Raw genomic sequence first — 25,449 nt, forward strand, 5'->3', positions numbered from 1 at the left:
CCTTCGAGGAGAGCGAATTCACTGCATCCCCCCTGGCGCCACGACCCGAGGATCGAGCAGCCGGCAGCAGAGATCGACCAGAGTGTTGATCAGTAGAAACAGCACGCCGGCCACCAGCAGATAGGTCACGATCAGCGGGCGGTCGCCGCGCTCCACCGCATCGAGAAACATCAGCCCCACGCCGGGCCACTGGAACACGCTCTCGACCAGCAGGGTATAGGCCATCAGTGAACCGAGCTGGATGCCGCCCAGGGTCACCACCGGTAGCAGCGCGTTCTTGAGCGCATGGCGGGCGTAGATCCGCCATGGTGACAACCCGCGAGCGCGGGCGAAGCGGATATAGTCGCTCGCCAGCACGCGGCGCATCTCGGTATGGATCAGACGCACGAATAGCGGCAGCATGCCCACGGCCAGCGACAGCGCCGGCAGGGCGAGATAGGTGAGCCCCTGCCACGAGGCGAAGTTGGTCGCCCAGCCGCCCCACAGCGCTACCGGATTGCCGCGCCCATAGGCGGGCATGCCACCGAGGCTGGCCAGCCAGCCCGCGGAGTCGCCGGACGCAGCGCTGGAAAGGCCCAGCGAGAACACCTGGATCAGTAGAATGGCGGTCAGGAACACCGGCAGCGAGACGCCCAGTGCCGCCAGGCGCAGGATCAGACGCGCCCCGGCGGCGTGTGGCTTGATCGCGCTGTAGATTCCCAGCGGCACGGCGAACAGGGCGGTGAGCAGCCCGCCGGCAAAGACCAGCTCCAGGGTCGCCGGCAGGTAGCCGAGCACCACCTCGAGCGCCGGGCGATGGAAAAAGCTCGAGGTGCCGAAATCCAGCCGCAGCAGCTGCCCCAGGAACTGCGGATAGCGACGCCAGGCAGCGCCGCTGCCGTCCGCATCCGCGCCGGGCAGGGCGTCGCGCAGCAAGAAGGCGATCAGACTGATCGCCAGCAGTACCCCTATCGCCTGCAGCAAGCGCTTCAACAGAAAGCGCGTCATCGACATCCAGCGTCTCTCCTTTCCCCAGCGCGTACGCTCAGCGGCTGTGGGTCTCTGTGGCGCGCGGTGTCACCACCACATCGCCCAGGTACGGCATATTCATGACGTTGAGCACCGGCTCGATGGCGACCCGATCTGACGCCGCCCAGGCCAGATTCTGCCAGTAGAGCGGGATGAACGGGGCGTCGGCGTAGACCATCGCTTCGGCCTGGCGCAGCATGCTGGTGCGCCGGCGCATGTCGGTCTCGCTGTTGGCCAGCGCGACCAGCGAGTCGAGCTCCGGGTTGCAGTACTCGCTGGCATTGTACTGGCCGGTGCCGCTGCGGCTATCAGGGCAGAAGGTGAGGTATTCGAAGAAGTTGGCCGAGTCGCCGGTGTCCGAGTACCACCCCATCATCATGATATCGGCGGCGCGACGGTCGTACTCCGTCCAGTACTGATTCTTCGGCAGCGTCTTGAAATCGACCCGGATATGGATCTTGGCCAGCATCGCCGCCACGGCCAACGCCACCTGCGCGGTCTGGGCATCGTTGACATAGCGGTTGTTGGGCGCCATCAGGGTGACTTCGAAGCCATCCGGATAACCGGCCTCGCGCATCAGCCGTCGGGCCTTGGCCAGATCGTAGCGTGGGGTGAGCTGTTCGTCGTGCCCGGCATACCCTTCAGGGGACATCTGCGCCGCCGGGGTGACGAACCCCTCGAGCAGGTGCTTGGCGATCGCGCGCTGATCGACGGCGTAATTCATCGCCAGGCGCACGCGGCGATCGCGGAAAGCCGGCACCCGGCGTTGATTGAGCTGCAGCAGGGTGATGCGTATCCCGGGCATGGTGATCAGATCGATCCTTGGCGCATGCTCGAGGCGGCTCAGGGCGGTGGCCGGCACCGGTGCGATGAAGTCGACATCTCCGGCCAGCAGGGCGGCCACCCGGGTCGCACTCTCACCGATCGCCACCTCGGAGAGGTGCTCGACATTGCCTGGCGAGGCGTGATCCCAATAGTCGGGGAAACGTGTCAGCTCTATCCGCGCGCCGGGTTGAAAGCGGGTGACCTCGAACGGCCCGGTACCCGACATATGGCGCGAGGCGAAGGTATCGCCACCCTTGACGATCGCCGCCTTGTCCTGACTCTGGCTGTCAGCGGTAGTCGCCGCTCGCTCGCCACTGTAGAAGCGGCTATCCATGGGAAAGATGTAGGTCGCCAGGTTGAGCAGCAGCGGAAAGGGGCTGCGCGTATGCAGGTCGACGGTGGCATCGTCGACCACCGTGACGTCGACGATGGGGGCGAAGATCGCCTTGAAGTCGGGGCTGCGCTTGAGCCGCGCCACGGTCCAGGCGACATCGCGCGCGCTGAACGGGTTGCCACTGTGGAAATGCACCCCGCGGCGCAGATGCAGGCGCAGCGTGGTGTCGTCCAGACGCTCCCAGGACGTGGCGAGACGCGGCTCGAGCCCCAGGTGGCGGTCCCAGCGAACCAAGGGGTCGAACACCAGGTGCGCCAATCTTAGCACGCCCACCGTGAGCTGCTCATGAATATCCAGCGATACCGGCAGGGTGTCGTAGGCCACATCGAGGGTGACATCGTCGGCACGGGCCGTCGCCGAGAGCGCGCAGACGCAGAGCAGGAGCGCGCTCAGGAGACGCCATCGTCGCGCCTTGAAAAGAGCAGCCTGCCGGGCTTCGAACCGGTTGCTGTTGCGCATGCGTGCCTCATCGAAGTGCTTGTCTATTGTCATCGATCGGCGACGTGGTGATCGCTCCGGTCGCTCAGCAGGCGCCTGGCATGATGCGGATGGTGCCGGTCTGGTCGGCACGCGATACGGTGCAGCCGAGATCGTTGACGCGGCCATCCTTGAGCCCGTAGACCCAACCGTGTACCGACAGCGGCTGTTCGCGCTCCCAGGCGCGCTGGATGATCTTGGTCCGGCACAGATTGGCGACCTGCAGGCGGACGTTGTGCTCACACAGGCGGTCCACCTGCTCATCCAACGGCAACGCCTCGAGTTCGCGCTTGTGCTGCTGGTACAGCTCACTGACGCTGTGCAGCCAGTAGTCGACGATACCGTGCTCGCCGCCGGTGATCGACGCCTTGACCCCACCGCAGCCGTAGTGGCCGACCACCATGATGTGCTTGACCTTGAGCACGTCGACGGCGAACTGCACCACCGAGAGGGCGTTCATGTCGTTGTGATAGATCAGATTGGCGACATTGCGGTGAACGAAGACCTCGCCCGGCGGCAGATCGACGATCTGGTTGGCGGGTACGCGGCTATCGGAGCAGCCGATCCACAGATAATCGGGGTTCTGCTGCTGGGAAAGGCGCGTGAAGAAATCGGGATCCTGCTGCTGGATGCTGTCCGCCCATTGACGGTTCTGCTTGAGGAGCGTGTCGATGCTCATGGAGGTCACCTGAAACCTGAAGGGAGACGGACGCTGGACGCCGCACGAAGGGAAGAATTCTAGGCTATTCCGATCGGTATGCGTAGTGAGATGCCCGGGAAAGGGGTATTGGGCCATGTCGAGAGGAGCAGGTGAGATACCCGGGGAGCCCTCGCGTGAGCCGACTATGCTGGAGCGATGACCGGGTTGGCGGGCGGGTCGCATTGGCTGGATATATGGCCCTGATAGGCAAGGTCTTTCCCGCCCCACGAACTGGGCTGGTATGATCGCGACAACATTTCTCAAGGAGTCAGACAGTGGCGAGTTACGATTACGACCTGTTCGTCATCGGCGCCGGTTCCGGCGGCGTGCGTGCCGCGAGAACCGCGGCGGCAAATGGGGCGCGCGTGGGGGTGGCCGAAGATCGCTACCTCGGCGGTACCTGCGTCAATGTCGGTTGCGTGCCGAAGAAGCTCTACTCCTACGCCGCTCACTTCCATGACGCCTTCGAGGATAGTGCCGGGTTCGGCTGGACCCTGCCGCAGGCGCCCAGCTTCGACTGGGCCACGCTGCGCGACAACAAGGTCGCTGAGATCGCGCGTCTCAACGGGATTTACGGGCGGCTGCTCGACAACGCCGGCGTGACCCTGATCAACGGTCGCGCCAAGGTCGTGGATGCCCACAGCGTGGAGATCGACGGCGAGCGTATCAGCGCCGAGAAGATCCTGGTGGCAGTGGGAGGCTGGCCCTGGGTGCCGCCGTTCGAAGGCAGCGAGCTCGCCATCAGCTCCAACCAGGTGTTCGATCTCGAACGCTTCCCCGAGCGCTTCCTGGTGCTGGGCGGCGGCTACATCGCGGTGGAGTTCGCCAGTATCTTCAATGGCCTGGGGGCCGAGACTCATCTGATCTATCGTGGCGACCTGTTCCTGCGCGGATTCGATCAGGAAGTGCGCGAATTCACCCGCGACGAGATGGCCAAGAAGGGCGTCAACCTCCACTTCGAGGCCAACATCGAGCGGATTCGTCAGGTCGACGGCGGTCTGGAAGTGACCCTGACCAATGGCGAGAGCCTCGAGGTCGATGCGGTACTCGCGGCGACAGGCCGCCGGCCGCATCTGGAAGGGCTAGGGCTCGATACCCTCGCCGTGACGCTGAACGACGATGGCACGCTCAAGGTCAATGAGCGTTTCGAGACATCGATTCCGTCGATCCTGGCGATTGGCGATGTCACCGGCGGTCCGGAGCTGACCCCCGTGGCGCTGGCGGAGGCGATGCATCTGGTGGCGCATCACTTCGTCGATCACCAGGATGGCAGCACCCCGGGGTCGCTCGATTACGACGATATCGCCACCGCCGTCTTCTGCCACCCCAATATCGGTACCGTGGGGCTCTCTGAGGAGGCCGCGCGTGAGCGCTATGCAGCAATTCGGGTCTACAGCGCCGACTTCCGGCCGATGAAGCACACCCTCTCCGGAAGTGATGAGCGCTGCCTGATGAAGCTGATCGTCGATGACGAGAGCGATCGCGTGGTTGGCGCCCACATGGTCGGTGAAGAAGCCGGCGAGATCATCCAGGGTCTGGCCATCGCCGTCCGCGCTCGGCTGACCAAACGTGACTTCGACGCCACCGTGGGTATCCACCCGACCGCGGCGGAAGAGTTCGTCACCATGCGCAGCGTCACCCGCCGCTGAACCTCCCAGCACAGTGCACATCGACGGCCACCCACGGGTGGCCGTTTGCGTTGGCGGACGGTCGTCCGCCGTCTCCTCCGTGATCCTGCCCCGGGCGTTTTTTCCCTGCTGGTCTAGACTGGAAGCTGCGATTGACGGTGTCTCCAAGACGCTCGCCAATATGACATAACCATTGTTTATTGAAATCGGATGGGTGGATAACCTGCCGTTTGAAGCAGGCGCGACACCTTGTTATCCTGTTAAGACATTAGTCATGGCGATGGACAAGATGACCAATCCCAACCCGGCATTCACCCCTTCGGCGGATCTGGCAAGACCTACGGTGGCAGACGCGGTGGTCGGTAAGCCCGACATGCCGCTGTTCATCCGCAAGCCGACCACGGAGGACGGCTGGGGGATCTACGAGCTGGTCAAGGCGTGCCCGCCGCTCGATGTGAACTCCGGCTATGCCTATCTGCTGCTGGCAACGCAGTTTCGCGACAGCTGCGCCGTGGCGACCACCGAGGAGGGCGAGATCGTTGGTTTCGTCTCCGGCTACGTCAAGGCTGCCGCTCCCGATATCTACTTTCTGTGGCAGGTCGCGGTAGGCGAGAAGGCGCGCGGTACGGGGCTGGCCCGCCGCTTGGTGGAGGCGGTGCTGAGCCGCCCGGAGCTTGCAGGCGTCAATCATCTCGAGACCACCATCACCCCGGACAACCAGGCGTCCTGGGGGCTGTTCAAGCGGCTGGCGGACCGCTGGCAGGCACCGCTGATCAGCCGCGAATACTTCTCCACCGATCAGCTCGGCGGCGAACACGATCCGGAAAATCTCGTCCGTATCGGTCCGTTCGATCCGCAGCACATCTGACTTCCGGCGCCGGCAGCCGGTCATTCCACGCTGCCGGGCCGTCTCCAAGCTTCATCACTTGCACATCATCAGCCAGGGAGGTTGCATGCAGACCCAGATTCTCGAACGTATGGAGTCCGAGGTACGGACTTATTCGCGCTCTTTCCCGACCGTCTTCACCAAAGCCAAGGGCGCGCGTCTGACCGACGAGGCCGGGCGCGAGTACATCGACTTTCTCGCCGGTGCCGGTACGCTCAACTACGGCCACAATCACCCCAAGCTGCAGGAAGCGCTGGTCGACTACATCACCAGTGACGGCATCACCCACGGGTTGGACATGTGGTCCCAGGCCAAACGCGACTATCTGGAAACCCTGGAAGAGGTGATCCTCAAGCCGCGCGGTCTCGACTACAAGGTGCATCTGCCGGGGCCGACCGGCACCAACGCGGTCGAGGCGGCGATCCGCCTGGCGCGTGTCGCCAAGGGCCGTCATAACATCGTCACTTTCACCAACGGCTTCCACGGCGTGACCATGGGGGCGCTGGCGACCACCGGTAACCGCAAGTTCCGCGAAGCCACCGGTGGCATCCCCACCCAGGGCGCCAGCTTCATGCCGTTCGATGGCTATCTGGGTGATGGCAACGACACCCTCGACTACTTCGAGAAACTGCTGGGGGACAACTCCGGCGGCCTCGACGTGCCCGCCGGTGTCATCGTCGAGACCGTGCAGGGCGAGGGCGGTATCAATCCCGCCGGCCTCGACTGGCTGAAACGCCTGGAGAGCATTTGCCGGGCCCACGACATTCTGCTGATCGTCGATGATATCCAAGCCGGCTGCGGGCGTACCGGCAAGTTCTTCAGCTTCGAGCACGCCGGTATCGTACCCGACATCGTGACCAACTCGAAGTCGCTCTCGGCTTACGGTCTGCCGTTTGCCCATGTGCTGATGCGCCCCGAGCTGGACAAGTGGAAACCGGGCCAATACAACGGCACCTTCCGCGGCTTCAACATGGCTTTCGTCACCGCCGCTGCCGCGTTCAAGCACTTCTGGAGTGATGACAAGCTCGAGCGCGACGTCCAGCGCAAGGGCCGTATCGTCGAGGAGCGCTTCACCAAGATCGCGGCTTGGCTGACCGAGCGCGGCCATGAAGCAAGTGAGCGCGGCCGTGGTCTGATGCGCGGTATCGACGTGCGCAAGGGCGAGATCGCCGACAAGATCACCGCCAAGGCGTTCGAGAACGGCCTGATCATCGAGACAGCCGGCCATGACGGCCAGGTGATCAAGTGCCTGTGCCCGCTGGTGATCAGTGACGAAGATCTGCTCGAAGGGCTGGATATTCTCGAGCGCAGCGTGGAAGAAGCCATTGGTTGAGACATGACGTCTCTGGCCGGCGCGGGCGCCGGGTTCACGGATGCCGCGCCGGGTAAGTGTCACCCCGGGGCTTGTCTCGCGCAGGCAGACCCCGAGTTCATCCCCAAGGAGCAGAATCGATGATCGTACGTAACCTGGAAGAGTGCCGTAAGACCGAGCGTTTCGTCGAAGCCGAGAACGGCAACTGGGACAGCACCCGTCTGATGCTGGCCGACGACAATTGCGGTTTCTCCTTCAACATCACCCGGATCCACCCGGGCACGGAAACCCATATCCACTACAAGAACCATATCGAGGCGGTGTTCTGCTACGAGGGCGAGGGTGAGGTCGAGACCATCGCCGATGGCAAGATCCACACCATCAAGGCCGGCGATATGTATCTGCTCGATCAGCACGACGAGCACTGGCTGCGTGGCAAGGAGAAGGGCATGACCGTGGCCTGCGTCTTCCTGCCGGCGCTGACGGGCCGCGAAGTCCACCGCGAAGATGGCTCTTACGCGCCGCCGGAAGCGTGATCTGCGCGCCTGACGGACGTAACGAAAAAGCAGTACCAAAAAAGACGGGCAGCCCTGGGGCTGCCCGTCTTTCTATTACCACATATCTATTACCACCTACTAGCACGTTACTGCTCGCCAACGAAGGGCTGGTGCGAGAGCGCGCCTCAACCCAACGCCAGCGACACGATCGACTCCGCCATCGGCAGGCGGCTGTCGACCGACATCATCACGCTCAGCGCGGTGACCACCATGATCGAAAAGCCGAACACCTTGCGGGCCCAGGCCTGATCATCCTCCGCGCGGTAACCGCGCAGGGTGATCACTAGCCAGTAGAGACCCACTGCGACGGCCACGATCGCGTAGATCCAGCCGGTGTAGCCGGCCACGCTCAGCATCACCGACGCCACCACGAAGAGTGCGGTATAGATCACGATATGCCGCTTGGCCACCCCGATGCCGCACTTGACTGGCAGCACGGGAATCGACGCCGAGGCGTAGTCGTTGAAGCGGAAAATCGCGATCGCGTAAGAGTGGGGCATCTGCCAGATACTGAAAATGATCAGCAGCAGCAGGGCGCCCAAGTCGAACTGACCGCTGACGGCGCAGTAGCCGATCACCGGTGGCGAGGCCCCGGAAAGACTCCCCACCAGCGTGCCGTAGACCGAATGGCGTTTCAGATAGAGGCTGTAGGCACCAACGTAGATCGCGAACCCGAAGGCAGCGAAGCCGGTGGCCAGTGCCGTGGTCTGCCACGCCAGTAGACCGAAACCGAGCACACCCAGTACGCCACCCATCAACAGTGCGACCGGAATCGAGATCTGACCGGTGACCATGGCGCGCGACCTTGTGCGCGCCATGTGCTGGTCGATGTCTCGATCGATCACGTTGTTGAAAACGCAGCCGGAGGCCACGACCAACGAGGTGCCGATCACCGCAGCAAAGAACAGCAGGGGATCGAAACGGCCACCGGCGGCCAAAAAATAGCCGCCGATGACTGTTACGAGGTTACCGAAGATGATGCCGGGCTTGGTCAGCAGCAAGTAGGGCTTGAGGGCCATTTGCGTGCTTAGTTCAGCATCATGTTGACGTGGATGTTGTGCATGATCCATAGGGAACCACCAATGATCAGCCCCAGGATACCGACCGTGAAGACGATGGCGATGAAGTTCCAGCCGCCTTCGGCCTTGGTATTCAGGTGCATGAATAGGACCAGCTGCACCAGCACCTGCGCGATGGCGGTGACCACCACGGTCACCATCATCACCGGGACGCTGAAGCCACCGGCCATGACCACACCGAACGCGATCAGCGTCAGTACGATCGAGAGGACCAAGCCGATGAAGTACGACTTGTAGCTGCCATGGCTGGCGCCGTCATGAGAGGTATGGATATCGCTCATGGTTACATGGCTCCAAACAGGTAGACGAAGGAGAAGACGCAGATCCAGACGATGTCCAGGAAGTGCCAGAACAGGCTCAGGCACAGCATGCGCGGCTTGGTGACGCTGTCGAGACCGCGGCGCGAGATCTGGATGAACATGGTCGCGATCCAGATCAGACCGAAGGTCACGTGCAGACCGTGGGTGCCGACCAGGGTGAAGAAGGACGACAGGAAGGCGCTGCGATCCGGGCCATGGCCTGCGACGATGAGGTGATGGAACTCGTACACCTCCATCGCGACGAAGCCGAAGCCGAGCAGGAAGGTCACGGCCAGCCACTTGAGCACGGCACCGCGATCACCGGCGTTCTGAGCCAGCACGGCGAGGCCGAAGGTGAAACTACTCACCAGCAGCAGGAAGGTCTCGACCAGCACGAAGGGCAGCTCGAAGATCTCCTGTGAGGTCGGGCCGCCGGCGGTGGCGGTGCCCAGAACCCCGTATGTGGCGAACAGCGATCCGAAGATCACCAGGTCGCTCATCAGGTAGATCCAGAAGCCGAACACCTTCATCGCGCCGGCATCGTGGTGCTCATGCCCGTCGTGGGCATGAGCGTCGTGGTTAGTCAGGGTATCGGTTGCCATGGTTACGCCTGCATCTCCAACCGTTTGTGGTATTCACGCTCGGTCTTTTCGACCTCGGCAGCGGGGATGTGATAGTCCACGTCATCGTTGTGGATACGCACCATGAAGGTCACGAACATGCCGATGGCGCCGACGGCGACCAGCCACCAGATGTGCCACACCAGGGCGAAGCCGAAGATCAGGCTGAACAGCCCCAGGATCGGACCTTCGTTGGTGTTCTTGGGCATGTGCACGTCTTCGAAGTGGGTCGACAGCTCACGCTTGAAGCCACCCGGCTGCTGCTTCATCTCCCAGTAGCTGTCGATGGAGTGAACCTCCGGCAGATGGGCGAAGTTGTAGTTCGGGGGCGGCGAGGAGGTGGACCACTCCAGGGTGCGGGCATCCCACGGGTCGCCGGTGACGTCGCGGTTCTTCTCGCGGTCGCGGATACTCACCACGAGCTGGATCACGATGCAGGCGATACCCAGGGCGATGATCACGGCGCCCACCCAGGCGACGATCATCAGCGGCTGCCACTCGGTCTGCTCGTAAGACTGCATGCGACGCATGGCACCGAAGAAGCTCAGCGCGTAGAGCGGCATGAAGGCCATGTAGAAGCCGACCAGCCAGCACCAGAAGGAGCGCTTGCCCCATTTCTCGCTCAGGGTGAAACCGAACGCTTTCGGGAACCAGTAAGTGAAGCCAGCCAGCATGCCGAAGACCACGCCGCCGATGATGACGTTGTGGAAGTGGGCGATGACGAACAGGCTGTTGTGCAGCACGAAGTTGGCGCCCGGCACGGCCAGCATGACACCGGTCATGCCACCCAGGGTGAAGGTGATGATGAAACCGATGGTCCACAGTACCGGCGCGGTGAACTCGAGACGCCCGCGGTACATGGTGAACAGCCAGTTGAAGATCTTCACACCCGTGGGTATTGCGATGATCATCGTCGTGATGCCGAAGAAGGCGTTGACGTTGGCACCGGCACCCATGGTGAAGAAGTGGTGCAGCCAGACGATGAACGACAGGAAGGTGATCGCCACCGTGGCCCAGACCATGGTCTTGTAGCCGAACAGACGCTTCTTGGTGAAGGTCGAGATGACCTCGGAGAAGACACCGAACGCCGGCAGGATCAGGATGTACACCTCGGGGTGGCCCCAGGCCCAGATGAGGTTGACGTACATCATCTGGCTGCCGCCCATGTCATTGGTGAAGAAGTGCATCCCCAGATAGCGATCCAGCGTGAGCAGGGCGATGGTCGCGGTCAGGATCGGGAACGACAGGATGATCAGGACGTTGGTGCACAGCGCCGTCCAGGTGAAGATCGGCATGCGGAACAGGGTCATGCCCTTGGTGCGCATCTTCAGGATGGTGACGAAGAAGTTGATACCGGTCAGGGTCGTCCCGATACCCGATATCTGCAGTGACCATATCCAGTAGTCGACCCCGACGTCCGGACTGTACTGCAACTCCGATAGTGGCGCGTAGGCGAGCCAGCCGGTCTTGGCGAACTCACCGATGACCAGCGAGACGTTGACCAGAATGACGCCGGCAGCGAACAGCCAGAAGCTGACGTTGTTCATGAACGGGAAGGCAACGTCGCGGGCGCCGATCTGCAGCGGCACCACCAGGTTCATCAGACCGATGACCATGGGCATGGCGACGAAGAAGATCATGATCACGCCGTGGGCGGTGAAGATCTGATCGTAGTGGTGGGGCGGTAGATAGCCCTCGGCACCCCCGGCCGCGATGGCCTGCTGAGTACGCATCATGATCGCATCGGCAAAGCCGCGGATCAGCATCACCAGGGCGACCAGGAAGTACATGATCCCGATCTTCTTGTGGTCGATGGAGGTGATCCATTCACGCCACAGATAGCCCCACTTGCGATAGTAGGTAACGAGCCCGACGACCAGGGCGCCGACGATTCCGATGACCGTCGCCGTGACCATGATGATCGGCTCATGGTAGGGAATCGAATCTAAGCTGAGTTTTCCGAACATGACGTTACTCCGCTGCCTGCGCACTCATGGGCATTGAAGGCTCCTGTGCTTGGTTGTGCTCGCCATGGCTCTGCGGACCACCGTGACCAGACTTGTAGCTTCTGATCAGGTCGCCGTAGAAGTCGGGCGAAACCTGCGAGAAATATTGCACCGGCGCGCCGATGGTCGGCTGTGCCAGCTTGTTGTAGTCGTCCGGGAACATCATCGTGTTTGGCGACTGCTTGACCTTGTCGACCCAGGCCTGGAAATCGGCTTGCGACGTCACGTGGGCGTCGAACAGCATTTCCGAGAAACCTTCGCCGCTGTAGTGGGTCGAACGACCACGGAAGGTGCCGATCTCGCTGCCTTCGAGATAGACGTCGTTGTTCATCCCGGCCATGGCGTAGATCTGGCTGCCGAGGTTGGGAATCATGAACGAGTTCATCACCGTGCCCGAGGTGACCCGGAAGTGCACCGGCGTATTCACCGGCATGGCCAGCTCGTTGACCGTGGCGATGCCTTGCTCGGGATAGATGAACAGCCATTTCCAGTCGAGCGAGATCGCATCGATGGTCATGGTTTCGTCTTCACTGGCGATCGGCTTGTGCGGATCGTAGGAGTGCGACGTCTGCCAGGTGAGGATCCCCAGGAAGAGGATGATGACGCATGGGATGGCCCATACGAACAGCTCGATGACGTTGGAGTGCTCCCAGTTCGGCGTGTACTTGGCCGCCAGGTTGGTGCCACGATACTTCCAGGCGAACAGGATGGTCATCACGATGACCGGAATGACCACGATCAGCATCAAACCGAAAGCGGTGATGATCAGTGACTTGAGCCCCTGACCAACAGGACCACTCGGGTCCATCAGTGCCGAACCGCAACCGCTCAACAGCAGTGGCACGGTCAGCCACGTCATCACACTCAAATACTTGAGGGAGTTCCTTTTTCTCATCTCACGACCCCAGTGGAGGAAAGCTTTTGGCCCTGCAACATCGGCTAGCGGCCTGCATCATACGCCGCTCGCCAGGGCTGACAACTCGAATGACGAGAACCGCCGTTGCCATCGGCCTCGACAAGTCGCCAACGAAGTAGGGATTTCGCGGACGACATTGTACCTAAAAAAACCTTGCCCAGCAGGCCGGTGGCGGCAAAGTGCCGCGTGTGTGGCGATTTGTCGCACTGTTTTTCTTACTATCTGTCGCACCACCTGTAGCAGCCGTCGACATCGGGCGACGCAGGCTGTGTGGCGGTGCCACTCAGACTAGTCCATCGGCACGCGACGTGCGCCCTGAAGGCCAGCGCAGTCGACAGGTCGGACCCGCGGCATTAGACGCAGAGGAAAAACGGCGCCCATGGTGTCGAGATGCCAACACTCGGATCAGACCCGTGTGCGCCGTAGTGGGCTGTTGATTAGCTGTTCCGGTGACTGGACATTGGCCACCCTCACCCCGCGCGGCCTGTATTTCGCATAATATATATTATGTTAAATACACTATGCGAAGGTTTTTCCGACTGTTGCTGACAGCGGCTGGCGTCGTCTTCCTGATTCCCGCCGTCGCCCTTCAGATCAGCACCCTTGCGAGCATTCAATGCTTACCCTCGCGCGCGCGAAGCCTCTGGCCAGGTGCTCGGTGGCTCTGCTCAAGGTGAGCGCGTAGAATGATGAATTCTTTGTACAACGGCTCGGGATTGTCGATGATCGACTCGGATGCCCTGCTCAGACAGGCAGACCAACAGTGCCAGGAACGCGGCGTGCGCTTCACGCCGATCCGGCGCCGCGTGCTCGAACTGATATCCGCCACGCCCGGCGGGCTCAAGGCTTACGATCTGCTCGACCGGCTCTCCGACGAACACGCTGCGGCGCGTCCGCCGACCGTCTACCGCGCGCTCGACTTTCTCATCGAGCAGGGTCTGGTGCATCGCATCGAATCGCTCAATGCCTATATTGCCTGCCCGTGTCCGGAGCATGTGCATCGCTTCCAGCTATTGATCTGTCGCCACTGTGGTCGTGTCGAGGAGCTGCATCAGGAAGCGGTTGGCGAAATACTGGCGAGTACGGCGCGGGAGCGCGGTTTTACCATTCAGCGCCAGACCATCGAGCTGCTGGGTACCTGCGATGCCTGTCGCGACGGCGCCGAGCGCGCCTGATTGTCCGCGAACACCCCGCGAATCCATCCCTTTGATCTTATTCGGCGAAAGCCTATTTACCCCAGTCAACGAGAGACGCCATGTCACGCCTGTTTGACGATCTGGAGACCGCAGCCCCCGGCACTCGGGTGGCGCTGGACGAGCTGGTCGAGAACGCCCGCTGGAACGCCGACGGCCTGATGCCGGCGATCGCCCAGCAGCACGATAGCGGCGAAGTGCTGATGATGGCGTGGATGAACGCTGCCGCCCTGCGCGAAACCCTGCACACCGGCCAGGTCTGCTACTGGTCGCGCTCACGCCAGACCTTCTGGCGCAAGGGCGAGACCTCTGGCCAGCGCCAGCGGCTGGTCGAGGCGCGACTCGACTGTGATGGCGACACCCTGCTGCTCAAGGTCGAGCAGACCGGCCCCGCCTGCCACACCGGGCGGCGTGACTGCTTCTACATTCGGCTATCGGAAGAGATCGGCGAGGTCGATCGTGAACCGCTGATCGCCCCCGAGGCGCTCTACGGCAAGCCACGCTGATCGTATGCTGCGCCGCCTGGCCGCTGCCCTGATGACCGGGATGATCCAAGGCTATCGTTACCTGATCAGCCCCCTGCTCGGCCCCCGCTGCCGCTTCTGGCCGACCTGTTCCAGCTATGCGCTGGAGGCGATCAAGCTGCACGGGCCTTGGCGTGGCGGCTGGTTGACGCTAAAGCGGTTGGGCAAGTGTCACCCGTTCCATCCGGGAGGCGTCGACCCGGTGCCCGAGCCGCGTCGTCGCTGCAGCTGCGCGGCTCGCGAGCCGTTCCGCGACGGCGCTATCCAAGACACTCCGGTTCATGACACCCACGATGGCACACGCGACGGCAGTTGCCAGAGAACAGCTGACGCCACGGCAGCCTCCGAACACGACAAAGACCGCGACGCGCGCTGACGAGTGCAGGCGATGTCGCGGCGCGGCGGCTTAGGCGGCCTGAGCCTCACGCGCAGTGGCATGAATACGCTCGAGCATCGCATGCAGCCCGTTGCTGCGGGTGGGTGACAGATGCTTGTCCAGCCCCAGCTCGGCGAGGAAGGTCGGCTGGCTGTCGAGGATCTCCTGCGGTTCGCGATCGTCGTAGATGCGCAACAGAATCGCGATCAGCCCGCTGACGATCGCCGCATCCGAAGTGGCGCGGAAACGTAACCGCCCTGCTTCCGGTGTCGCGGTCATCCACACGTTGGACTGACATCCTTCTATCTTGTGCGCCGGGGTACGGTCCGCTTCCGGGAACGCCGGCAATTGGCGCCCCATGTCGATGACGTACTGGTAGCGATCCATCCAGTTGTCGAACATCGAGAATTCTTCGAGCAGTTCGGCCTGGGCCTGTGCGATGCTCATGGGCTCTCCTTGGTTGTCGATCGCGCCATTATAGAGGCTGTGACCGGCCGACCCCAGCCACACCTGCAGCCCGCGCATTATGACTCGATTTTACGTATCGTTTTTACGTAAATGGCCTATGCTGTGAGCAAGACCATCGTCAGTGGCCCAGCGCCCTGCCGGTGGCAAGCGTGAAGGCGCCGCAGAAGCGCTTCCAAGACGCTATCGAAGATACGAAATCATCAAGACAGGGAGCACACCCATGGCCCGTAACGGCATCCGCTACGACGATGTCTGTCGCGCGATCGAGACGTTGAAACATCGCGGTGAGACGGTCAGCGTACAGAAGATTCGCGACTTCCTCGGCACCGGCAGCTACACCACCATCAGCGATCACTTGCGCGAATGGCGCCTGCGCCAGGATACCGGCGCGGTCAACAGCATTCCGCGTAACCACGAGCGCCCGGAGCTGCTCGAAAGCTGGGTCGCCGACATCTGGGACAAGGCGCAGCAGGCCGCCTATGAGAAGCTCGCGGTCTATCGTCAGCAGGCCGACGAGCAGATTCTCGACGCCAACGAGGCCAGCCAGGCCGCACAGCGCCAGTGCGAGGATGCCGAACAGCGTCTCGCTGCGCTCAACGAGCACATGCTCATCGTCCAGGAGCGGCTCGAGAACAAGACCAACGAAGCCGCCCATCTGCAGGCGGAACTACAGGCACTGCAGGCCCAGCAACAGCAGCAGCAGAAACGGCTGAACCAGCTGGAGCAGACCTGCCAGCGCCACCAGCAGGCGCTGGAACAGGCCGAGCGCCAGCATCGCGAAGCCTTGGCCAAGCAGCAGCAGACGCACCAGACCAAGCTGGCCCAGGAAGAGAAACGCCACGAAGCCGCCGAGAGTCGCCTGATGACGCTGCTCGACGAGGCGCGCCAAGAGCGGCTCAAGCAAGAGAAGCAGTACGAGCAGCGTCTAGCGACGCTGGACCAGCGCAGCGAGCGGCTACAGATCGATCTCTCCGAGCAGCGGCGCCAGTACACTCAGCTGCAGGAATCACTGCGCGCGGACAAGGTGCACACCGAGCAGCTCGAGAGCGAGCGCCGTCTCAGCGACGATCGACAGCAGACGCTGCAGCAGGAGAAGCAGCGCCTGGAGGCCGAACTCAAGAACCTGCGCGCGGCCAACCGCGAGCTGCATGAGCGCCTCTCCCGCGCCGCCCTGCCCCCGACCGCCGTTTGAGCGCTGGCCTGGCGCCCAGGGGCTTTCGCCAACAACCCGCTCGAAAGCACATGAAAAAAGCGCTCTGGCGAGCGCTTTTCGAGACAGCCTTGGCGGTCCGGCGGTAGCCGCCGGACCTGGCCTGATCGGTAGTAGGCCTTATCAGTAGTAGGCGTTGGTGGTATCGGTATGGTCGGTGACGTCACGGATGCCGGCGAGCTCGGGAATCCGCTCCATCAGCGTGCGCTCGACGCCCTCCTTCAGCGTCAGGTCGACTGCAGCGCAGCCCTGACAGCCGCCGCCGAACTGCAGCACGGCGACCTGCTCTTCGGTGAGCTGGATCAGACGAATCTCGCCGCCGTGCGCCGCGAGCCCGGGGTTGATCTCACTGTAGAGGATGTAATTGACGCGATCCTCCAGCGGGCTGTCGGCGTTGACCTTGGGCATCTTGGCGTTGGGCGCCTTGATCGTCAGCTGCCCGCCCATGCGGTCCGGATTGAAGTCGACCACGGCCTCTTCCAGGAACGGCACGCTGTTCTTGTCCAGGAAGACATCGAACTTCTCCAGCGTGAGGCGCTCGTCGCTGGGCTCTTCTTCGCCCGGGCGGCAGTAGGCCAGGCAGGTCTCGGCATAGGGCGTGCCCGGCTGGGTGATGAAGACCCGCACCGCGATGCCCTCGACGTTCTGCTTGGCCAGCAGTTCGGCCAGGTACTCCTGCCCGCTTTCGGTGATCTGAATCGGTTGGCTCATGTCGCTGCGAACTCTGCTTGAGACGTAGTGGAACGAGATGGCGTGACGCTGGGCTTCGATCTCGTGGATGGTGACCATGGTAGAAAAAAGTGGGCACCAAGACAATCCCGAGTGATTTAGTCAGGAAAGTATCGGTACGCTACCGACAGTCCCGGCCAGTCTCGCCCGCCCGCGCTTTCTGCTACCCTGTGGCCCCCGCCGTGCTCGACTGAGCCAGGGGCGCGCGAGCGCGCATCCACCCCCTCTTTTACGAGCCGTTTTGCCGCAGGAGATCCGCATGGCCGTTCACCGCAGACCGTCGTTCGAGGCGCTGAGTCAGACCCTCGCAGCACGCATCGTGATTCTCGACGGCGGCATGGGCACCATGCTTCAGGAGTACCGCCTCGACGAGGCCGATTTCCGCGGCGATCGCTTCGCCGACTGGCCCAGTGAACTCAAGGGCAACAACGACCTGCTGACCCTGACCCAGCCGGCGGTGGTCGGTGCAATTCACCGCGCCTATCTGGAAGCGGGCGCCGATATCGTCGAGACCAACACCTTCAACGCCACCCGGCTGTCGCAGTCGGACTACGGCATGGAGGCACTGGTCCCCGAGCTCAATCGCGAGGCCGCCCGCCTGGCCCGTGAGGCCTGCGATGCGGTAGCCGCCGAGAGCGGCGTGCCGCGCTACGTGGCCGGGGTCCTCGGCCCCACCTCGCGTACGGCGTCACTCTCCCCCGATGTCAACGATCCGGCCAAGCGCAACGTCACCTTCGACGCCCTGCGTGACAACTACACCGAAGCCGCGAGCGCGCTGATCGAAGGCGGTGCCGATCTGATCCTGATCGAGACCATTTTCGACACCCTCAACGCCAAGGCGGCGATCTATGCTTTAGAGGCGCTGTTCGAAGCCCGCGGCGAGCGGCTGCCGGTGATGATCTCCGGCACCATCACCGATGCCTCCGGACGCACCCTCTCAGGGCAGACCACTGAAGCGTTCTGGAATGCGGTACGCCACGCGCGACCGCTGTCGGTGGGGCTCAATTGCGCCCTGGGCGCGGAGGAACTGCGCCCCTATCTCGAGGAGCTCTCGCTCAAGGCCGATACCTTCGTCTCCGCGCACCCCAATGCCGGCCTGCCCAACGAGTTCGGTGAGTACGACCAGAGCGCCGAGGAGATGGCCGCGATCGTGCGCGAGTTCGCCGAGAGCGGCATGCTCAACGTGATCGGCGGCTGCTGCGGCACCACGCCCGAGCATATCGCCGCGGTCCGGCGGGCGGTCGACGGCCTGGCGCCGCGGCGCATCCCCGAGCGCCCCGCGGCCTGCCGCCTCTCGGGGCTCGAGCCGTTCAACATCGAGGCGCAGTCGCTGTTCGTCAATGTCGGCGAGCGCACCAATGTCACCGGCTCGGCGCGCTTCAAGCGCCTGATTCAGGAGGAGGACTACACTACCGCCCTGGAAGTGGCGCTGGAGCAGGTCGAGAACGGTGCCCAGGTGATCGACATCAACATGGACGAGGGCATGCTGGAGTCGCAGGAGGCGATGGTGCGCTTCCTCAACCTGATCGCCGGCGAGCCCGATATCGCCCGGGTGCCGATCATGGTCGACTCCTCCAAGTGGGAGATCATCGAAGCCGGTCTCAAGTGCATCCAGGGCAAGGCGATCGTCAACTCGATCTCGCTCAAGGAGGGCGAAGCGTCGTTCCGCCACCAGGCCACCGAGTGCCGGCGTCACGGCGCCGCCATCGTGGTCATGGCGTTCGATGAGCAGGGCCAGGCCGACACCTTCGCGCGCAAGACCGAGATCTGCGAGCGCGCCTATCGGCTGCTGGTGGACGATATCGGCTTCCCCGCCGAGGACATCATCTTCGACCCCAACATCTTCGCCATCGCCACCGGGATCGAGGAGCACGACAACTACGCCGTCGACTTCATCGAAGCCACCCGCTGGATCCATGAACATCTGCCCCATGCGATGATCTCCGGCGGGGTGTCCAACGTGTCGTTCTCTTTCCGCGGCAACAATACCGTGCGCGAGGCGATCCACTCGGTCTTCCTTTATCACGCGATCAAGGCGGGCCTGACCATGGGCATCGTCAACGCCGGCCAGCTGGCGGTCTACGACGACCTTCCCGCGGCCCTGCGCGAGGCGGTCGAGGATGTCGTCCTCAATCGCCGCAGCGATGGCACCGAGCGGCTGCTCGAGATCGCCGAGCGCTATCGTCAGAGCGAAGGTGGCGGTGCCGCCGGCGGGCCCAAGAAAGAGGATCTCGAGTGGCGCGGTTGGGCGGTCGACAAGCGTATCGAGCACGCCCTGGTCAAGGGCATCACGGCCTATATCGAAGAGGATACCGAAGCCGCGCGGGCGGCGGCCGAGCGCCCCATCGAGGTGATCGAAGGCCCACTGATGGACGGCATGAACGTGGTCGGTGACCTCTTCGGCGCGGGCAAGATGTTCCTGCCCCAGGTGGTCAAGTCGGCCCGGGTGATGAAGCAGGCGGTGGCCTATCTGATCCCCTACATCGAGGCGGAGAAGTCCGGCGAGAGCCAGTCCAAGGGCAAGATCGTGATGGCCACGGTCAAGGGCGATGTCCACGATATCGGCAAGAACATCGTCGGCGTGGTCCTGCAGTGCAACAACTACGAGGTGATCGATCTCGGCGTGATGGTCCCCGCAGAGAAGATCCTCAAGACCGCCCGCGATGAGGGCGCCGATATCATCGGTCTCTCGGGGCTGATCACACCCTCGCTCGACGAGATGGTTCATGTGGCCAAGGAGATGCAGCGCCAGGGCTTCACCCTGCCGCTGCTGATCGGCGGCGCCACCACCTCCAAGGCCCACACCGCGGTGAAGATCGCCCCGCAGTATGCCGAGCCGGTGATCTACGTCAGCGACGCCTCGCGCGCCGTGGGCGTGGCCAGCCGCCTGCTCTCGCCCACGCTCAAGCCGGATTATGTCGCCGAGATCCGGCGCGAGTACGATCAGGTGCGTGAACGCAACGCCAAGCGCCGGCCCAAGGCGGCCGACCTGGGCTACGCCGAGGCGCGCCAGCGTCGATTCCAGGCGGACTGGCAGAACTTCACCCCGGTAACGCCGGCACAGCCCGGTCTGACGGTGTTCGACGACTACGATCTCGAAGAGCTGGTCCCGCGCATCGACTGGACCCCCTTCTTCATGACCTGGCAGCTGGCGGGCAAGTATCCGCGTATTCTCGACGACGAAGTGGTCGGCGAAGCCGCGCGCAACCTGTTTCGCGACGCCCAGGCGATGCTGCGCCGGCTGATCGACGAAAAGCATCTGCGCGCGCGCGGCGTGATCGGGCTGTGGCCGGCCAACAGCGTCGACGACGACGTCATCGAGGTCTATGCCGACCCGCAGCGCTCACGGGTCGTCGAGCGCCTTCATCATGTGCGTCAACAGAGCACCAAGGGGCGCGACGGGCTCTGCTACAGCCTGGCCGACTTCATCGCCCCGCGCTACGCCGCGGATGGCCGCGAGCGCGATCAGCTCGACTGGATCGGCGGCTTCGCCGTCACCACCGGACACGGCGCGGACGAGCTGGCCAAGCGCTATGAGGCGGCCGGCGACGACTACAACGCGATTCTGGTCCAGGCCCTGGCCGACCGCCTCGCCGAGGCGTTTGCCGAGCGCCTGCACGAGCGCGTGCGCAAGGAGTTCTGGGGCTACGTGCCCGAAGAGACGCTGGACAACGACGCCCTGATCGCGGAGAAATATCAGGGGATCCGCCCTGCCCCGGGCTACCCGGCGTGCCCCGATCATACCGAGAAGGCGACGCTGTTCCGGCTGCTGGATGCCACCGAGCACAGTGGCCTCACCCTGACCGACAGCTTCGCCATGTGGCCCGCGGCGGCGGTCTCCGGCTGGTACTTCGCGCATCCGGCGTCGAAGTACTTCTCCACCGGCAAGATCGGCCGCGATCAGGTCGAGGTGCTAGCCGCGCGCAAGGGGCTCACTCTGCCCGAGATGGAGCGCTGGCTGGCGCCGGTGCTCTCTTATGATCCGGACGACGCGGTAGCGCCGGCCGCCCAGGCGTCATGAGTGGAACCCGGCGGCTAATAACGCTTAAGCAACAAATTATGATCATTTATTCTTTTGTAGAATAAAGCAGAGGCGCTAAGGTGCCCTTGTTGGCAATCCATGACTAGCAGGATTCGGCCCGATGTATCGCTACGATGCCTATGACCAGACGCTCGTCGACGAGCGCGTGAACCAGTTTCGCGACCAGATGGATCGCTACCTCGCCGGTAAGCTGGGTGAGGAAGAATTCCGTCCCGTTCGCCTTCAGAACGGTCTCTATATTCAACGCCATGCGCCGATGCTGCGTATCGCCATCCCCTACGGCATGCTCAGCAGCGAGCAGCTGCGCGCGCTGGCGGCGATCACCCGCCGCTACGACCGCGGCTACGGCCACTTCACCACGCGCCAGAACCTGCAGCTCAACTGGCCGGCGCTGGAAGACGTGCCCGAGATCCTGGCCGATCTGGCCAAGGTGCAGATGCACGCCATCCAGACCAGCGGCAACTGTATCCGCAACACCACCAGCGACCAGTTCGCGGGTATCGCCAAGGACGAAGTGGTCGATCCACGGCCCTGGTGCGAGCTGATCCGGCAGTGGTCCACCCTCCACCCGGAGTTCGCCTATCTGCCGCGCAAGTTCAAGATCGCGGTGACCGGCGCTACCGACGACCGCGCGGCGATCCATGTTCACGACATCGGCCTGCGGCTGTGGCTCGACGATGCCGGCGAGCTGCGTGTACGCGTGCTGGCCGGGGGTGGCATGGGGCGCACGCCGATGATTGGTGAAGTGGTGCGCGAGGATCTGCCGTGGCAGCACCTGCTCACCTATCTCGAAGCGATCGTGCGCGTCTACAACCAGTTCGGCCGCCGCGACAACAAGTTCAAGGCGCGCATCAAGATTCTGGTCAAGGCGCTGGGCATCGAGGAGTTCACCCGTCGCGTCGAGGCCGAATGGGCGCATCTCAAGGATGGCTCGCAGACCCTCAACGAGGCCGCCGTCGAGGCTGCCCGGGTCCACTTCCCCGAGCCGGCCCGCCGCCCGGTCGACGAAGCCGCCATCGCCGAGTACGAACGGCTCCGACAGGACAACCGCGCCTTCGCGCGCTTCGTCACCAACAACGTGATGGATCACAAGGTACCGGGCTACAAGGCAGTCACGCTGTCGTTGAAACGCCGCGAGGCGGCCCCGGGCGATATTACCGCCGATCAGATGGACGCGGTGGCAGAGCTCGCCGAGCGCTACGGCTTCGGTGAACTGCGCGTCACCCACGAGCAGAACCTGGTGCTCTCCGATGTGCCGGTGGACGAGATCGAGACCCTGTGGCAAAAGCTCGATGCGCTGAGCATGGCCAACCCCACGGTAGGCACGCTCAACGACATCATCTGCTGCCCCGGCGGTGATTTCTGCTCGCTGGCCAACGCGGTATCGATCCCGATTGCCCAGGCGATCCAGGAGCGCTTCGAGGACCTCGACTACCTCTACGACCTGGGGCCGATCGATCTCAACATCTCCGGCTGCATGAACGCCTGCGGTCACCACCATGTGGGCAATATCGGCATTCTCGGCGTCGACAAGAAAGGCGAGGAGTACTATCAGATCTCGCTGGGTGGCAACGCCGACGACGACGTTTCGCTGGGCAAGATCCTCGGCCCGTCGTTCTATCGCGAAGACGTGCCCGGGGTCATCGACAAGGTGCTCCAGGTCTACGTCGAGAAGCGTCTCGACGACGAGCGCTTCCTGGATACCTATCGCCGTGTCGGTCACCAGGCTTTCAAGGAGCGGGTCTATGCCTGAATCGGATACCTCACTCGAAGCACGCGAAGTCGTCACGACTCGCGCGCCACTGATCAAGCTGGGTCAGCAGGTCGAGGACACCTGGGTGCTGTCGCGCGATACCGAGACGCTACCCGATAGCCGTCCGGCGATCGTGCCGTTGGCGCTGTGGCAGGCGCACAGTGAAGACGGCGAGCTGGCGCCCTGGCTGCCCAGCGATACCGAGCTGACGCCGGCGCTGGCCGCCACCCTCGAGCAGGCGGCGCTGGTCGCGATCGACTTCCCCGCTTTCACCGATGGCCGCGGCTATACGCTGGCCCGGCTGCTGCGCGAGCGTTTCGGCTACGCCGGCGAGATTCGCGCCATCGGCGATGTGCTCATCGATCAGCTCTACTACATGAGCCGCTGCGGCTTCGATGCCCTGGCTCTGCGCGAAGATCAGGATATCGAAGCGGCGCTGCGCGCGCTCACCGCGTTCAGCGTCAGCTATCAGCCGGCGGTGGATCTCCACGAGCCGCTGTTCGCCCGCCGTCTGCGCGAGCATCGAGCCGGCTGAGCCTGGCTCGGCAACGCAAAAACCCCGGTACAAACCGGGGTTTTTTATGGTCTTGCGCTGACTCGCACGTCCTCTCTAGCCGCGGCGCTTCTGCTGGCGCTCGCGGTTGGCGGCGCGGGCGCGCTCCGACTTGCGCAGCATCACGAAAGTCGCGCCGAGCCCGCCCTGCTGCGGTGGCGCCGAGGCAAATGCCTGCACCTCCTCGAACTGCTGCAGCCAGTGATGGAGATAGGAGCGCACGACGTTGGCACGCCCGTTGTCCTCGCTGGAACGCCCGTGCACGACCAGCACACTGCGCAGATCGTGGGCGTAGGCGTCCTTGAGAAAGCCAAACAGCGCGCGCCGACACTCGAGTACCGGCATGCGCATGATGTGCAGACGCGCCTCGGCGGCGTAGCCACCATGGCGCAGGCGTTCGAGCACGCCGATCTGGATACCGTCGCGGCGGTACTCGATCGGATCGTGGGCGCCGACCAGGTCGACGAACTCGTCGGAGAGAAAATCGTGCTCGTCGGCGAGCCCCTGCTGTGCACTTTCGCGGCGGGCCAGCTGCGCTTCCGAGGGCACTGCGCGCCGTCGCTCGACCCGGGCCTTGTCGCCCCCCTTGGTCAGCGGGCGAACGTCATTGCCCAAAGCTTGTCGGAAGGCCTGATGCTCGTTGGTGGCATGACTCATGGTGGCGCTCCTCCTGTAATCGGCTCGGGCACCCCGCACCGCGGGCGATGGGGTGGCACCACGTGATGACTGACATACGGCGTGGTGGCACATGGCTGACAAGCGCATCAGCCTCTTCGAATGCTAGCACGAGGATCGACGCCTGCCTCAATCCGTGAGCGTAGACTCCCGCCATCGCGCGGGCACCGCTATGCTCCAGGGGTATGCCGCCCCGGTCATCGTATCGACCAACCCAAACTCACGCTCAGGAACCCCGATACACCCATGCTACGTACGCTGAAATGGATTTTCGTCGCGCTCCTGGTGCTGCTGGCCACGGCAGCCGGCTGGTTCTGGTACACCTACAAGAGCCCCTACGGCTATCACCCTGTCGAGCCGGCGATGGTGGATACACGCATTCCGCGCCAGGATGTCTTTGTCTACGGCACTTTGCGCCAAGGCTGGATTCGCTGGCTGGTCACCGGTCGCGCCGGAGATAGCCGCCCCGCTACGCTGGCTGGCTACCGCAAGCAGGATCTCGACGTCATCGCAGATGACGAGGGTCAGGTCGACGGCGAGATCATCAGCGTCACGCCGGACGAATTACGCGCGCTCGATCGCTACGAACGCGTTGGCGTCCGTTACCAGCGCGAAAGCGTCAAACTCGAAGACGGCAACATCGTCTGGATCTATCGACTCATCGATAAGTAGATGCCCATTGCCAAACAAAAGATAACGGTATAAATAAAGCAACACAGAACGCCTCCCAGGGCTCCTGGTTTGAGACCGATCCGGGGCGAACGTACAATACCGTTTCTTCCCCGATCGGACCTGCAGGCGCCATGGCCACGCTCACGCTCTACCACAACCCGCGCTGCTCCAAGTCACGCGAAGCCCTGTCGCTGCTGGAATCGAGACGTATCGATGTCACCCTGCACCGCTATCTGGACGATCCGCTCGACCGCGAACAGCTCGCAGCGCTGGCCCGCCGCCTGGGTGACGACGCCCCGCTGATGCTGCGCCGCGACGAGTCGGAGTGGCGCCAGTTGGGCATCGACGACCCGACCCTAGCGCAGATCCTCGATGCCATTGCCGAACACCCCCGTCTGCTGCAGCGTCCCATTGCCGATGATGGCGAGTACGCGGTCATCGGGCGGCCGCCGCAGGCCGTGCTGCAGCTGATCTGAACGCCGCTCGACGCTTCTCCGACAAGGCTTGTCCCAAAAAGGGCCACCCCCCACTACGCCACCGACTCCCG

General features: G+C 63.3%; 23 protein-coding genes and 1 pseudogene. 13 read left to right on the forward strand and 11 right to left on the reverse strand.

The window, feature by feature from the left end:
- Positions 1 to 18 precede the first annotated feature (18 nt).
- The 3 genes from J0A90_RS01405 to can all read right to left on the reverse strand — a co-directional run bounded on the left by J0A90_RS01405 (position 19) and on the right by can (position 3,383).
- Positions 19 to 993, reverse strand: coding sequence for an ABC transporter permease (locus J0A90_RS01405; RefSeq protein WP_370635707.1), 975 nt, complete (start codon positions 991 to 993; stop codon positions 19 to 21).
- Positions 994 to 1,024: 31 nt separating this feature from the next.
- Positions 1,025 to 2,686, reverse strand: a complete 1,662-nt coding sequence (locus J0A90_RS01410) for an ABC transporter substrate-binding protein (protein ID WP_207035553.1) — start codon at positions 2,684 to 2,686, stop codon at positions 1,025 to 1,027.
- A gap of 64 nt (positions 2,687 to 2,750) precedes the next feature.
- The gene (can, locus tag J0A90_RS01415; RefSeq protein WP_035473387.1) at positions 2,751 to 3,383 is read right to left on the reverse strand and encodes a carbonate dehydratase; all 633 of its coding nucleotides are present in this window, start codon (positions 3,381 to 3,383) and stop codon (positions 2,751 to 2,753) included.
- A 296-nt stretch (positions 3,384 to 3,679) separates the two neighbouring features.
- On the opposite strand from can, the gene gorA reads away from it, so the two are divergent.
- From gorA to J0A90_RS01435, 4 genes are all read left to right on the forward strand, one after another.
- Entirely contained in the window at positions 3,680 to 5,053 is a 1,374-nt protein-coding gene (gene gorA, locus J0A90_RS01420) for a glutathione-disulfide reductase (protein WP_207035555.1), read from the forward strand.
- Between the two features lie 268 nt (positions 5,054 to 5,321).
- Positions 5,322 to 5,900: a diaminobutyrate acetyltransferase gene (ectA, locus tag J0A90_RS01425; protein WP_106420690.1), complete on the forward strand. Its 579-nt coding sequence runs from the start codon at positions 5,322 to 5,324 to the stop codon at positions 5,898 to 5,900.
- 85 nt (positions 5,901 to 5,985) lie between these two features.
- Positions 5,986 to 7,251, forward strand: coding sequence for a diaminobutyrate--2-oxoglutarate transaminase (gene ectB, locus J0A90_RS01430; RefSeq protein ID WP_207035557.1), 1,266 nt, complete (start codon positions 5,986 to 5,988; stop codon positions 7,249 to 7,251).
- A 119-nt stretch (positions 7,252 to 7,370) separates the two neighbouring features.
- On the forward strand, positions 7,371 to 7,766 hold the full coding sequence (locus J0A90_RS01435) for an ectoine synthase (protein ID WP_035473384.1): 396 nt from the start codon (positions 7,371 to 7,373) through the stop codon (positions 7,764 to 7,766).
- Positions 7,767 to 7,912: 146 nt separating this feature from the next.
- On the opposite strand, the gene cyoE is transcribed toward J0A90_RS01435, so the two are convergent.
- Genes cyoE through cyoA form a run of 5 tightly spaced genes read right to left on the reverse strand, consistent with a single transcriptional unit; the run spans position 7,913 to position 12,650 of the window.
- On the reverse strand, positions 7,913 to 8,806 hold the full coding sequence (gene cyoE, locus J0A90_RS01440) for a heme o synthase (RefSeq protein ID WP_207035559.1): 894 nt from the start codon (positions 8,804 to 8,806) through the stop codon (positions 7,913 to 7,915).
- 8 nt (positions 8,807 to 8,814) lie between these two features.
- Positions 8,815 to 9,147: a cytochrome o ubiquinol oxidase subunit IV gene (gene cyoD, locus J0A90_RS01445; protein ID WP_035473382.1), complete on the reverse strand. Its 333-nt coding sequence runs from the start codon at positions 9,145 to 9,147 to the stop codon at positions 8,815 to 8,817.
- Positions 9,148 to 9,149: 2 nt separating this feature from the next.
- Positions 9,150 to 9,767, reverse strand: coding sequence for a cytochrome o ubiquinol oxidase subunit III (gene cyoC / locus J0A90_RS01450; protein WP_207035561.1), 618 nt, complete (start codon positions 9,765 to 9,767; stop codon positions 9,150 to 9,152).
- A gap of 2 nt (positions 9,768 to 9,769) precedes the next feature.
- Positions 9,770 to 11,752, reverse strand: a complete 1,983-nt coding sequence (gene cyoB / locus J0A90_RS01455; RefSeq protein WP_035473379.1) for a cytochrome o ubiquinol oxidase subunit I — start codon at positions 11,750 to 11,752, stop codon at positions 9,770 to 9,772.
- Between the two features lie 4 nt (positions 11,753 to 11,756).
- Positions 11,757 to 12,650 carry a ubiquinol oxidase subunit II gene (cyoA, locus tag J0A90_RS01460; protein WP_233076405.1) on the reverse strand — a complete coding sequence of 298 codons (894 nt, stop codon included), beginning with the start codon at positions 12,648 to 12,650 and terminating at the stop codon, positions 11,757 to 11,759.
- A gap of 779 nt (positions 12,651 to 13,429) precedes the next feature.
- On the opposite strand from cyoA, the gene J0A90_RS01465 reads away from it, so the two are divergent.
- From J0A90_RS01465 to yidD, 3 genes and pseudogenes are all read left to right on the forward strand, one after another.
- Complete coding sequence (locus J0A90_RS01465) at positions 13,430 to 13,882, forward strand: transcriptional repressor (protein WP_035473375.1); 453 nt, start codon at positions 13,430 to 13,432, stop codon at positions 13,880 to 13,882.
- Between the two features lie 80 nt (positions 13,883 to 13,962).
- Complete coding sequence (gene hisI / locus J0A90_RS01470; RefSeq protein ID WP_207035565.1) at positions 13,963 to 14,406, forward strand: phosphoribosyl-AMP cyclohydrolase; 444 nt, start codon at positions 13,963 to 13,965, stop codon at positions 14,404 to 14,406.
- A 31-nt stretch (positions 14,407 to 14,437) separates the two neighbouring features.
- Positions 14,438 to 14,656, forward strand: a pseudogene (yidD, locus tag J0A90_RS01475) (membrane protein insertion efficiency factor YidD); the annotation flags it as partial.
- Positions 14,657 to 14,830: 174 nt separating this feature from the next.
- Here yidD and J0A90_RS01480 read toward each other — a convergent pair.
- Positions 14,831 to 15,247: a SufE family protein gene (locus J0A90_RS01480; RefSeq protein ID WP_207035567.1), complete on the reverse strand. Its 417-nt coding sequence runs from the start codon at positions 15,245 to 15,247 to the stop codon at positions 14,831 to 14,833.
- A gap of 241 nt (positions 15,248 to 15,488) precedes the next feature.
- Between J0A90_RS01480 and J0A90_RS01485 the strand changes: the two genes are divergently transcribed.
- The gene (locus tag J0A90_RS01485) at positions 15,489 to 16,460 is read left to right on the forward strand and encodes a DNA-binding protein (RefSeq protein WP_207035570.1); all 972 of its coding nucleotides are present in this window, start codon (positions 15,489 to 15,491) and stop codon (positions 16,458 to 16,460) included.
- 141 nt (positions 16,461 to 16,601) lie between these two features.
- Here the strand turns inward: J0A90_RS01485 and nfuA are convergent, their stop codons facing one another.
- Complete coding sequence (nfuA, locus tag J0A90_RS01490) at positions 16,602 to 17,189, reverse strand: Fe-S biogenesis protein NfuA (protein WP_035473477.1); 588 nt, start codon at positions 17,187 to 17,189, stop codon at positions 16,602 to 16,604.
- Between the two features lie 277 nt (positions 17,190 to 17,466).
- Between nfuA and metH the strand changes: the two genes are divergently transcribed.
- From metH to J0A90_RS01505, 3 genes are all read left to right on the forward strand, one after another.
- Entirely contained in the window at positions 17,467 to 21,228 is a 3,762-nt protein-coding gene (gene metH / locus J0A90_RS01495; protein ID WP_207035572.1) for a methionine synthase, read from the forward strand.
- 121 nt (positions 21,229 to 21,349) lie between these two features.
- Positions 21,350 to 23,002, forward strand: a complete 1,653-nt coding sequence (locus tag J0A90_RS01500; protein WP_207035574.1) for a nitrite/sulfite reductase — start codon at positions 21,350 to 21,352, stop codon at positions 23,000 to 23,002.
- A complete protein-coding gene (locus J0A90_RS01505) occupies positions 22,995 to 23,537 on the forward strand; it encodes a DUF934 domain-containing protein (RefSeq protein ID WP_207035576.1) in 543 nt (180 codons plus the stop codon). The genes J0A90_RS01500 and J0A90_RS01505 overlap by 8 nt, the downstream gene beginning before the upstream one ends.
- Before the next feature lie 75 nt (positions 23,538 to 23,612).
- Here the strand turns inward: J0A90_RS01505 and smrA are convergent, their stop codons facing one another.
- Positions 23,613 to 24,212 carry a DNA endonuclease SmrA gene (smrA, locus tag J0A90_RS01510; protein ID WP_207035578.1) on the reverse strand — a complete coding sequence of 200 codons (600 nt, stop codon included), beginning with the start codon at positions 24,210 to 24,212 and terminating at the stop codon, positions 23,613 to 23,615.
- A gap of 264 nt (positions 24,213 to 24,476) precedes the next feature.
- Here smrA and J0A90_RS01515 point away from each other — a divergent pair, with 264 nt between their 5' ends.
- Positions 24,477 to 24,902, forward strand: a complete 426-nt coding sequence (locus J0A90_RS01515; RefSeq protein ID WP_207035580.1) for a gamma-glutamylcyclotransferase family protein — start codon at positions 24,477 to 24,479, stop codon at positions 24,900 to 24,902.
- 131 nt (positions 24,903 to 25,033) lie between these two features.
- Positions 25,034 to 25,378 carry an arsenate reductase (glutaredoxin) gene (gene arsC, locus J0A90_RS01520; RefSeq protein ID WP_207035582.1) on the forward strand — a complete coding sequence of 115 codons (345 nt, stop codon included), beginning with the start codon at positions 25,034 to 25,036 and terminating at the stop codon, positions 25,376 to 25,378.
- Positions 25,379 to 25,449 lie beyond the last annotated feature (71 nt).

The organism is Salinicola sp. DM10 (genome assembly GCF_017306975.2).
In the GTDB taxonomy this organism is placed as follows: domain Bacteria; phylum Pseudomonadota; class Gammaproteobacteria; order Pseudomonadales; family Halomonadaceae; genus Salinicola.